The following is a 9,923-nucleotide window of genomic DNA, read 5'->3' on the forward strand; positions in this document are numbered from 1 at the left end:
GCCCACTGGTGGGCGGCGCCCTGCCGCCGCTGATCGGCATCCGCGCCACCTTTCTCCTCTCCGGCGGCGTCATCTTCCTGGCGTTCCTGGCGACCACGTTTCTGATCAAGGAGAATCCCCGGCCGAAAACAGCAGACGCCGCGTCGAAGCAGAAGCAGAAAGGCGGCTGGGCACAAATCCCCGACAAGCGGCCTGTCGTCGCCATGCTGGCGACCGGCATGCTGTTGAGCTTCGCAACCATGTCGATCGAGCCGATCATCACCGTCTATGTGCAGCAACTCATCGAGGATCAGAGCCGCGTCACGCTGATATCAGGCGTCGTCATGTCGGCGGCGGCCCTTGGCGCCATCCTGTCGGCTTCGCGCCTCGGCAAACTCGCCGACCGCGTCGGCCACTGGAACGTCATCATCGGCGCGCTTGCCGTCTCGGCACTGCTGCTGATCCCACAGGCCTTCGTCACGCAAAGCTGGCAACTCATCGGCCTGCGTTTCCTGATGGGCCTGGCGCTGGGCGGGCTCTTGCCCTGCATCACCAGCGTGATCCGCCACAATGTTCCCGATGGGGTCGGCGGCAATGTGCTCGGGCTGTCGATTTCCGCCCAGTATGTCGGGCAGGTCGCCGGCCCCCTGCTGGGCGGCTTTGCCGGTGGCCATTTCGGCATGCGCTCGGTGTTTCTGGGCACATCCGTCTTGATGGCCGGGGGCGCGGTGTATAACTGGCTCGCACAGTCGCGCCGCGAGCAGGACATGCTCGCCAAAGCCGGCAAGTCCTGACGGGATTGGGCATCCCCTGATATCACGGAGCCATGGACATGAGCACGGCCGAACGACCTTCCGACAACAGCGGCCGTATCCTCGTCCTGGCCGGCGGCCTGTGCGGCGCCGCCGGCGTGGCGCTGTCGGCCGCGGCGGCGCATCTGGGCGGCGCCTTCGTCGGCACCGCCGCATCCTTCCTGCTGATGCATGCGCCGGTCTTCCTCGCCGCCGGATTGCTTGGGGCGAACCGGATGCTGCGCATCGGCAGCCTGATCCTGCTGGTTGGGCTTCTGCTGTTCTGCGGCGATCTGCTGGCCCGCGATTTCATCGGGTCGCGGCTGTTCCCGCTGTCGGCGCCGATCGGCGGCACGCTACTCATTACCGGCTGGCTGGCGATCGCCGCCTCGGCGCTGGTGCGCATGCGTTCCTGACGCCTGCCCGCGCCAAATGTAAAAGCGTGGGCTGCTAGTCCTGCCGGCGCTCGGGCTTGATGAGCAATTCGCGATTGCGTCGCCGCAGCTTCGCCAACCAATGCCGTTCCGGCCTCTTGGAGGCCGGCGCGATGCCCCAATAGTTGCGGTAGATGTCTTCGAACAGATAGCTGACGGGATGCATGATGTGCGCTCCTTTTAGTCCTTGAATCGATCCAATCGACAGGCGCGAAAAACCGACCCCGATCAGCTCCGCTTGCGCTCCACAAGGAACCGCAACTCGCGAACCCATGGGCTGGCTTTGCCACGGCGCTTCTGCGTCGTGGTGTTCGACGAGATGCTCCAGTCGTTGCGGTAAATATCTTCGAACAGAAAATTGACGGGATGCATGGCACAACTCCCCTAAATATGTTGAATCGATCCAATCTAGAGAACCGCCGTTCGCTTGGATCGATTCAAACATACGCCTTGCCGAGACTGTGATCAAGTCAAAATTTGAACCGATCCAACGAAAGTGTTAGATGGAAGGAATTCAGGAGACGAAGATGGCGCCATTGAGCTCTGCAAAGACAAGACCCGTCCGTCTGGCGGACATTGCCAAGGCGGCCGGCGTGTCGCACGGCACCGCGTCCAACGTGTTCGCCCGGCCGGACATCGTGCGCGAGGAGGTCCGCGAGCGGGTCAAGGCGGCAGCCGAGGCCATGGGATATGGCGGACCGGATCCCAAGGGCCGGCTGCTGCGCGCCGGCAAGGTCAATGCCATCGGTGTCGCGACCGCGGAACCCCTCTCCTATTTCTTCGACGACCCCTTTGCCCGGGTGATGATGGCCAGCATCTCGCAGGCCTGCGACGCGACCGGTGCGGGGATTTCGCTGGTCTCCGCAGCCAACAACGAACAGCTTGCCTGGAACATACAGAGTGCGTTGGTCGACGGTTTCATCGTCTTTTGCGTCGATGGCGGTTCAAGGCTGGTCGAACTGGCGCGTGAACGCAAACTCCCCTTTGTCGCGCTCGATCTCGATTCGGACGACGACGACGCCGTCGCGGCGATCGGCGTCGACAACATCGCCGGGGCCAGCCTGGCAGCCCGCCACCTGACCGAACTCGGACATCGCCGCTTTGCCGTGCTTACCCTGCCCTGCGCCGACGCAGGCTTCGGCCCTACCACAAGGGAGCAGGTGGAAATGGCCCTCTACTCCGCTACGCGCGACCGCTTGCGTGGCTATTTCGCCGAACTCTCCCGGGTCGGCGTCGACGTCTCGCGGGTGCCGATCTACGAAACCGTCAATGACGAGAAGAGCGTTTGGGCCGGCCTCGACCATATTTTCGCCGGTGCCGAGACGCCGACAGCCATCCTGGCGATGTCCGACAGGATGGCGCTCCATGCGCTGGACTGGCTGCGGCAGCACGACATTGCGGTGCCGGGCGATGTTTCGGTCGTCGGCTTCGACGGTGTTCCGGAGGGGGCGATTTCCAAGCCGCCGCTGACCACGATCGTCCAGCCGATCGCCGAGATGGGCCGCCTTGCCGTCAAGGCGATCCTTGAAAATGACGGTTCGTTCAGCCGGCAATCGCTGCCGGTCCAACTCGTGGTGCGAGCCTCATCCGGCCCCTCGCCCGCCTGAGCTCAACGGCCCATTCTTGTCGCTATGGCCGGCATCGCGAAGGATGCAGCATGGACGGGCGGTGCGGCGTTGTGAGCCGGCCTGCTTTTGCCGGACCAGCCAAGGCCCGATAGCCATTCGAGATAGTAGGCGAGCGCGAACTGCATGACGATGCCGGCCGATATCAACAGGCTGTCATAGGCAAATCCGCCCGGATTGATCAGCTTCAGCACTTGCGCCGCCATTGCAAGCACCGTGCCGGCAATGAAAACCGGCAGCGATCGTTTGCCCAATATGGCAAGCGGATGATCGCGTCCGGTGCGAAACAGGTTCGAGACCGCCGGGAATGCCACGATCAGGTAGCTCACCGCCAATATATGCAGCAGCCTCGGCAGCGACAGGAACGTCTTGTCGAAGCCGGCCAGCACCGGAGGCAGGCCAAACCAGGAGATATGCCCCCAAAGCGGGCTGTGCACCCAGACCAGTGCCACAGCGGTGTAGGCCAAGGCCGCGCCAACCAGCCAGCCATTGACCGGGATGGTACCGCCGCGACGCACATGCAATGCACCTGCCAGGCCGATGTTGAAAAGGAACTGCCACGACAGCGGGTTGAGAAACCAGAAGCCGGGCTCGGGATAGTTGGGCGGAGCAATTTGATAAACCCCCGCGACCAGCCACAGGGCGCCGGAGGCGACCAGTGCCAAGACCGGCCGATAGCTGACAATGAGCAGGAACACCGGCGTCAGCAAGAGCAGCCCCGCATAGACGGGCAGTATGTTGTTGTAGCCGAGTTGGTGGCCGAGCGTCACGATGCCGACCAGCACCTGCGGCGTATTCTTGATCAACGGCTCGATGTTGATCATCGTCAAAAGCTCCGGCCGCCTGGCAAACACCGCCGCAGCGCAGAACATGGCCATCACCACCATGGTGGTGACGATGTGGGTGGCATAAAGCACACCGGCGCGGCGCAACATCTTCAGGGTTGCCAGCAGCCGGTTTCCGGGCTCGAATTTCCTGCCATAGGCGAGCGCGACCGAAATGCCGGAGATCAGCACGAAGACTTCCGCCGCATCGGAAAAGCCGAAATTCTTGTAGGTCAGATACTCGAAGGCGGTACCTGGCACATGGTCGACAAAGATTGTCAGCAGAGCGAGAGCGCGGAACACATCTATGCGCGTATCGCGCTCAGTGCGATCGGGGACACGCGCATCGCGGTCCGAGACACGCGAATCGCGGTCCGAGACACGCGAATCGCGGTCCGGGGAAATCTGGGTGGTCATCGACAAAAAGGCCTCAAAGCTGGTTGTTCATGCCGAGCAATGCGACCCCCGGCGCACCGCTTCGATTCCTCCCGAAGGAATGTTATCGGCGGAGAAACGGACTGTAATGCGCCCGGTTCAATCAACTTTCGCGGAGCTTGAAAATATTGCGTTTTGAAGCCGGCAAATTGAGCGAAACCTCATATAATCAAGAGGATGCGCGATGATCGAAGAGACCTCACAAGATGGTGCGCTGCGGCGTGATCTGGCCTTCGACTACCGGCTTTACAGCCCGGCGGATTCAACCGGCGAATGTCTCTTCCTGCTGCATGGATCGGGTGTCGACGAGACGACATTGGTGCCGCTGGCGCGAGAGATCGCACCGCGGGCCAAGCTGATCGCTGTGCGTGGCCGCATTGTCCAGGAGGATGGTTTCCGCTGGTTCGCGCGCATCACGCCGACGCGCTTCGAACAGCACAGCATCCGCACCGAAACCGATGCCTTTGCGGGCTTCGTCGCCGACGCGGCCACACGCCACCATCTCGATCTCTCACGCGCGACGTTCCTCGGCTATTCGAACGGCGCCAATCTGGTTTCAAGCCTGATGCTGCTGCATCCGGGCCTTGTCGAACGCGCTGCATTGCTGCGGCCGATGCCGGTGCTCGATCACGTGCCGGCGACGGATTTGTCAAAGGTGCGCGTCCTGATGATCGCCGGCGCCGCGGATCTCACCTATTCGCCCTTCGCCCCTGCTCTGGTGACATTGCTCAGCCAGCACGGCGCCGAGATCGACGCCCGGATTGTCCCATCAGGTCATGAATTCGGCAGCGCCGACGTCGCAATCGTCAGACAATGGCTGTCGGGATCCGCGGCGGTGGCGCAGGCAAGCTGACAGGCTCGCCGGCATGACCAGCCTGCCTACCCTCGTCCCATCCGGTTCCAGGCATCCAGTCCGGCGATCTTGTAGGCTTCGGCGAGCGTCGGATAGTTGAAGGTGTTGTTGACGAAGAAGTCGACGGTGCCGCCGAGATTGATCACCGCCTGGCCGATGTGGATGAGTTCGGTGGCGCCCTCGCCGATGATGTGCGCGCCGAGCAGACGGCGCGTTTCGACCGAGAACAACAGTTTCAGGAAACCGGTGTTGACGCCCATGATGTGGCCGCGCGAGGTTTCGCGAAAGCGCGCCACGCCGATCTCATAGGCCGCACCGCTCTCACGCACCTGTTCCTCGGACTGGCCGACCGTCGAGATTTCCGGCACCGCGTAGATGCCATAGGGAAAGGTCTCCGGTGGCGGCGGCAACGGCACGCCGAAGGCATGGCAGGCCGCCACCCTGCCCTGCTCCATCGAAGTCGAGGCCAGGCTCGGAAAGCCGATGACGTCGCCGGCGGCGTAGATGTTGGGCACGCTGGTCTGGAACGTATGCGGATCGACCTTGATACGCCCTCTGGAGTCGGCATCGATGCCGACGACATCGAGGCCCAGGTTGCCGACATTGCCGGTGCGGCCGGCGGCGTAGAGCACGACCTCTGAACGAATGGTGCGGCCATCGGCCAGTTCCACCTCGGCGGCATCAGGCTTGGAGCGGATTTCCTTCACCGCGCTGCCCAGCCGGATGGTCATGCCGCGATCGCGCATCTGGTGGATGAAATCGTCGACGATCTCGCGGTCGACGAAATCGAGGATGGAGTTGCGCGGCTCGACCAAGGTTACCGGCACGTCGAGCGCGGAAAAGATCGTTGCATATTCGACCCCGATGACGCCGGCGCCGATCACCGTCAGCGTGCGCGGCAAGCGGTCGAGTTCCAGCATCTCGTCGCTGTCGAAGATTCGGGTCTTGTCGAAAGGCACATCGCGCGGCCGGTGCGGCCTGGTGCCGACCGCGATCAACGCATTAGCAAAACCGACCTCGCTGTAATCGCCGGTGTCGGTGGTCAGGCTGACCTTGTTGGGGCCAAGGAATTTCACCGCAGCCCGGGCGCTCTTGACCGTGTTGCGCATGAACTGGTGCTGCAGCACCTCGACCTCATGGTCGAGCGTCTTGTGCAGGCGCTCGACCAGATCGCCGACCGAGATATCCTGCTTGACGCGGTAGCCGCGCCCGTAGAAGCCGCGCTCACGCCAACCCGAAAGGTTGAGCACCGTTTCGCGCAGCGTTTTCGACGGGATGGTGCCGGTATGCACCGAGACACCGCCCAGACGCCGGCCGCGATCGACCACCAGCACCGACTTGCCGAGCTTGGCCGACTGCACCGCGGCCCGGCGACCGGAAGGGCCGCTGCCGATGACCAGCATGTCGTAGTCCATATTGCCCCGTCCCCTGCCATGTGCGCTTTTGCTGCGCCGCAGCAAGCTAATGCTATCCGCGCCGCAAATTCAACCGGTTCAGATTGCGCCTGGCGCATTGAAGGCCGGCGCACCGCAAGAAGCCCGATCTTGATTCCGCCACAGGCCTTCACCATTTCATGGCTGAGCGGTCCGCACCCTATGTCGGACCTTGTTACGAGGAAATGACATGAACGCGCGCGTTCTCGACGGCGAAATCATCACCAGCAGGCTCGACGATGTCAGGGCCTATGACGGCGTACGCACGAAGCGCATTCTGGCTTTCGTGATCGACTATGTCATCGTCGCGCTGCTTACCATTCCGTTTGCCATTCTGGTGTTCTTCCTCGGGCTTTTGACCCTCGGGCTTGGCTGGATGCTGTTCGGTATCCTGTTGCCGACTGTGGCCATCCTCTACATCTGGAACACGCTGGGCAGCACCGACCAGGCCACCACGGGCATGAAGATGGTGGGCATCCGCCTCGACCGGCTCGACGGGAGGCCGATCGACGGCCTCACCGCGGTCGTCCATTCGGTGCTGTTCTGGGCCGGCAATGTCATCCTGTCGCCGCTCGTCCTGCTGGTAACGCTGTTTTCCGACCGCAAGCGCACCTTGCACGATCTTTTGCTTGGCACGGTCGTCAGCCGCACCGACCGCTGAAACGGCCCTCTGAAGAGCAGTCGCAACCGATTGATCACAAATGTGAAGGCGTCGAGTCGACCACGCCCACATAATCCTGTTGAATTTTTCGCCGTCCGCGCCAAAGGTAGAGCGATTCGAAGGAGTGTTTCCAAGGCTCGATGACGCAGCATCCGACCCAGTCGCCGCAGTTCTTCCTGACCGCGCCGTCGCCGTGCCCCTATCTCGACGGCCAGTTCGAGCGCAAGGTGTTCACGCACCTGGTTGGCGACAAGGCGGCGGAGATGAACGACCTCTTGACGCAAGGCGGCTTCCGGCGTTCGCAGAACATCGCCTACAGGCCGGCCTGCGAGACCTGCCGCGCCTGCGTTTCGGTGCGCATCCTCGCCCAGGAATTCGTCGCCAGCCGCAACATGAAGCGCGTGCTGCAGCACAATTCCGACCTCGTCGGTCACATGCACAATGCCGAGCCTTCGACCGAACAATATTCCCTGTTCCGCAGCTATCTCGATGCCCGCCACCGCCGTGGCGGCATGTCCGATATGACGGTGCTCGACTATGCGATGATGGTCGAGGATACCCATGTCGACACCAAGGTGATCGAGTATCGGCGGCGTGGACCAGACACGTTCATCACCGGCAAGGGACAGGGCGAGCTGATCGCGGTGGCGCTCACCGACAAGATGGCCGACGGCTTGTCGATGGTCTATTCCTACTTCAATCCCGATTTCGAGGAACGGTCGCTCGGCACGTTCATGATCCTCGACCACATCGCCCGCGCCAGGGCGATGGGCCTGCCCCATGTCTATCTCGGCTACTGGGTCAACGGCTCGCGCAAGATGAATTATAAGATGCGCTTCATGCCGCAGGAGCATCTCGGCCCGAAGGGCTGGGAGCGCTACACCAACGAAGCGGTCGCGCGCTGATTACTCTTTCCCAAGTCCGGGCTTAAACATTTTCAATCGAGACGATGCTGGTCTTTCCGCTGGTTGGCGGAGAGCGTGCGATTGCGCCGGTCCGCCATCCTCTCCCGAATTCATTGTGAAAGTCGCTGCATGTCGTCTCACGATACTCACACCAAAGGACTTCTGCTCACCGCATTTGGCGGGCTGACGCTGACCGTGGACATCCCGCTGATCCGGCTCGCCCACGGCGAGACATGGTCGATCTTGCTGCTGCGCGCCGGCTGCACCTTGGCCGCGGCACTGATCATGTGGACCATCTGGCGCTCGTTCAGCAAGAATGCGCCGCAGCTCATCCCGGGCTGGTCGGGCCTGATCGTTGCCGCGATCTACGGGCTCGGCGCGATTGCCTTCATCACGGGCGTCTACAACACCTCGACCGCCAACCTGGTGTTCATCCTGGCCTTCACCACCATGTTCGCCGCGCTGCTGTCGTGGGTGTTCCTGAAGGAGCGGCCGCGGCCGCTGACCCTTGCGGCATTGGCCATGATGATTGTCGGCGTCATCATCATCGTCGGCGATTCCGTCGGCACCGGACATCTGTTCGGCGATCTGATGGCGTTGTGTTCGGCCTTCCTGATCGCCTGCGCCATCACCATCTCGCGCGCCAGCGGCAAGGATATGGGCTTTACCTCACTGATCGGCGTCGTCCTGCCTTTCGGGCTGGCGGCGTTCATGGTCTCCAGGACCGGCTTTCAGGTGGAGGCACCCTGGTGGATCATCCTCAACGGCGCCGTCATTATGCCGATAGCGTTCTTCTGCCTTGCCGCCGGGCCGAAATACATTTCGGGACCGGAAGTGGCGATGTTCTACCTGCTCGAAACCGTGCTGGCGCCGGTCTGGGTGTGGATGATCTTTTCCGAGACACCGACCCGCAGCAGCCTGATCGGCGGCGGGATCCTCATCGTCACGCTGATCGCGCATTCGCTGTGGCAACTGCACGAGGGACGCAAGCGGCGTGGCGACCTTGCGGTGCAACATCCGGTCTAAGGCGCGTTGAGATCAGGCGCTGGCCTTCTTCGCCACGTCAGGTTCCGGCAAGGCTTCTATTTGCGGACCGGCTTCGATTTCGGCTGGCGAGCCCGGGACGACTTCATCGGCCATTTCCACCTCGCGAAGCCATTCGCGCCAGATCGCGACCAGCAGGGCCATCAGCACCGGGCCGATGAACAGACCGAGAAACCCCATGGTCTTGACGCCGCCGATGAGGCCGAAAAACGTCGGCAGGAAGGGCAGTTTTATCGGCCCGCCGACCAGCTTCGGGCGCAGTGTCTTGTCGACGATGAACAGTTCGACCGCACCCCAGAGGAACAGTGCCAGCCCGGCCATCGGCGAGCCGCTGGCGGCCAGATAGATTGAGACCAGCGTGAACGACAGTGGCGCACCGCCAGGGATCAGCGCCATGACGCCGGTCAAGGCGCCAAGCGTGACCGGCGACGGCACGCCGGCCAGCCAGTAGGCGATGCCCAGCACCAGGCCTTCGCCGATGGCGATCACGGTCATGCCGGTCACGGTCGACGAGATCGTCGCGGGCACGACGCGCGAAATCCGTTCCCATCTGGTCGGCAGGATGCGTTCGCCGAGACGGTCGACCTGGCCGGCAAAATGCTCGCCGTCGCGATAGGCGAAGAACAACGCGATCATCATGAACAACAATGTCAGGAGCAAGCCGAAAGCGCTGCCGCCGGCGGCCAGCACACCGCGATAGATGCTGCCGATGTTGGCGCCGCTGACCAGCTGGATCAGTTCACCAATGCCGCCTGGATGGCCGAAATTGGTCGTCCATTGCTCGTTCAGCCACTCGCCCACGACAGGCATGGTGGCGATCCAGTGCGGTGTCACCGCGCCATGACGGTTGGTCTCGATCGCCCAGGCGACCCATTCGCGGACCTCGTTGATCGCATAGGTGCCGGCGAGCGCGATCGGGATCACCAGGAAGGCTAAGAT

The 9,923-nt window shown here is 62.6% G+C and carries 12 protein-coding genes; 8 read left to right on the top strand and 4 right to left on the bottom strand.

The genetic code is table 11. The annotated features are described in order from the left end of the window. On the top strand, nucleotides 1–773 hold a 773-nt coding region (locus tag EOD15_RS20635), incomplete at its 5' end, for an MFS transporter (RefSeq protein WP_127408779.1). A 38-nt stretch (nucleotides 774–811) separates the two neighbouring features. After that, nucleotides 812–1,186: a DUF423 domain-containing protein gene (locus EOD15_RS20640; RefSeq protein WP_127272732.1), complete on the top strand. Its 375-nt coding sequence runs from the start codon at nucleotides 812–814 to the stop codon at nucleotides 1,184–1,186. Nucleotides 1,187–1,220: 34 nt separating this feature from the next. Here the strand turns inward: EOD15_RS20640 and EOD15_RS35830 are convergent, their stop codons facing one another. After that, entirely contained in the window at nucleotides 1,221–1,649 is a 429-nt protein-coding gene (locus EOD15_RS35830; protein WP_164893279.1) for a hypothetical protein, read from the bottom strand. A gap of 82 nt (nucleotides 1,650–1,731) precedes the next feature. On the opposite strand from EOD15_RS35830, the gene EOD15_RS20655 reads away from it, so the two are divergent. Continuing rightward, entirely contained in the window at nucleotides 1,732–2,811 is a 1,080-nt protein-coding gene (locus EOD15_RS20655; RefSeq protein ID WP_127321980.1) for a substrate-binding domain-containing protein, read from the top strand. Nucleotides 2,812–2,813: 2 nt separating this feature from the next. Here EOD15_RS20655 and EOD15_RS20660 read toward each other — a convergent pair whose 3' ends face one another. Then, complete coding sequence (locus EOD15_RS20660; protein WP_127408780.1) at nucleotides 2,814–4,070, bottom strand: OpgC family protein; 1,257 nt, start codon at nucleotides 4,068–4,070, stop codon at nucleotides 2,814–2,816. Between EOD15_RS20660 and EOD15_RS35835 the strand changes: the two genes are divergently transcribed. Beyond that, nucleotides 4,063–4,227, top strand: a complete 165-nt coding sequence (locus tag EOD15_RS35835) for a hypothetical protein (RefSeq protein WP_164749024.1) — start codon at nucleotides 4,063–4,065, stop codon at nucleotides 4,225–4,227. The genes EOD15_RS20660 and EOD15_RS35835 overlap by 8 nt on opposite strands. Before the next feature lie 45 nt (nucleotides 4,228–4,272). After that, complete coding sequence (locus tag EOD15_RS20665; RefSeq protein WP_127408781.1) at nucleotides 4,273–4,941, top strand: alpha/beta hydrolase; 669 nt, start codon at nucleotides 4,273–4,275, stop codon at nucleotides 4,939–4,941. Nucleotides 4,942–4,967: 26 nt separating this feature from the next. Here EOD15_RS20665 and sthA read toward each other — a convergent pair whose 3' ends face one another. Next, the gene (gene sthA / locus EOD15_RS20670) at nucleotides 4,968–6,356 is read right to left on the bottom strand and encodes a Si-specific NAD(P)(+) transhydrogenase (RefSeq protein ID WP_127267508.1); all 1,389 of its coding nucleotides are present in this window, start codon (nucleotides 6,354–6,356) and stop codon (nucleotides 4,968–4,970) included. Nucleotides 6,357–6,564: 208 nt separating this feature from the next. On the opposite strand from sthA, the gene EOD15_RS20675 reads away from it, so the two are divergent. The 3 genes from EOD15_RS20675 to EOD15_RS20690 all read left to right on the top strand — a co-directional run bounded on the left by EOD15_RS20675 (nucleotide 6,565) and on the right by EOD15_RS20690 (nucleotide 8,966). Then, nucleotides 6,565–7,035, top strand: a complete 471-nt coding sequence (locus tag EOD15_RS20675) for an RDD family protein (protein ID WP_127322646.1) — start codon at nucleotides 6,565–6,567, stop codon at nucleotides 7,033–7,035. Between the two features lie 140 nt (nucleotides 7,036–7,175). After that, on the top strand, nucleotides 7,176–7,940 hold the full coding sequence (locus tag EOD15_RS20685) for an arginyltransferase (RefSeq protein WP_023810205.1): 765 nt from the start codon (nucleotides 7,176–7,178) through the stop codon (nucleotides 7,938–7,940). A gap of 129 nt (nucleotides 7,941–8,069) precedes the next feature. Beyond that, a complete protein-coding gene (locus EOD15_RS20690; RefSeq protein WP_127408782.1) occupies nucleotides 8,070–8,966 on the top strand; it encodes a DMT family transporter in 897 nt (298 codons plus the stop codon). 12 nt (nucleotides 8,967–8,978) lie between these two features. Here EOD15_RS20690 and EOD15_RS20695 read toward each other — a convergent pair. Then, nucleotides 8,979–9,923, bottom strand: a 945-nt coding sequence (locus EOD15_RS20695; protein WP_148129596.1) for an AI-2E family transporter, incomplete at its 5' end; no start/stop codon positions are given.

Origin of the sequence: Mesorhizobium sp. M7A.T.Ca.US.000.02.2.1 (assembly GCF_003996995.1) — a bacterium.
Classification (GTDB): domain Bacteria; phylum Pseudomonadota; class Alphaproteobacteria; order Rhizobiales; family Rhizobiaceae; genus Mesorhizobium.

Coding starts and splice junctions, on each gene's coding strand:
- EOD15_RS20675 (WP_127322646.1), top strand. CDS start 6,565: ATGAACGCGCGCGTTCTCGACGGCGAAATCATCACCAGCAGGCTCGAC.
- EOD15_RS20640 (WP_127272732.1), top strand. CDS start 812: ATGAGCACGGCCGAACGACCTTCCGACAACAGCGGCCGTATCCTCGTC.
- EOD15_RS20660 (WP_127408780.1), bottom strand. CDS start 4,070: ATGACCACCCAGATTTCCCCGGACCGCGATTCGCGTGTCTCGGACCGC.
- EOD15_RS35830 (WP_164893279.1), bottom strand. CDS start 1,649: ATGTTTGAATCGATCCAAGCGAACGGCGGTTCTCTAGATTGGATCGAT.
- EOD15_RS20690 (WP_127408782.1), top strand. CDS start 8,070: ATGTCGTCTCACGATACTCACACCAAAGGACTTCTGCTCACCGCATTT.
- EOD15_RS20665 (WP_127408781.1), top strand. CDS start 4,273: ATGATCGAAGAGACCTCACAAGATGGTGCGCTGCGGCGTGATCTGGCC.
- EOD15_RS20655 (WP_127321980.1), top strand. CDS start 1,732: ATGGCGCCATTGAGCTCTGCAAAGACAAGACCCGTCCGTCTGGCGGAC.
- EOD15_RS20685 (WP_023810205.1), top strand. CDS start 7,176: ATGACGCAGCATCCGACCCAGTCGCCGCAGTTCTTCCTGACCGCGCCG.
- sthA (WP_127267508.1), bottom strand. CDS start 6,356: ATGGACTACGACATGCTGGTCATCGGCAGCGGCCCTTCCGGTCGCCGG.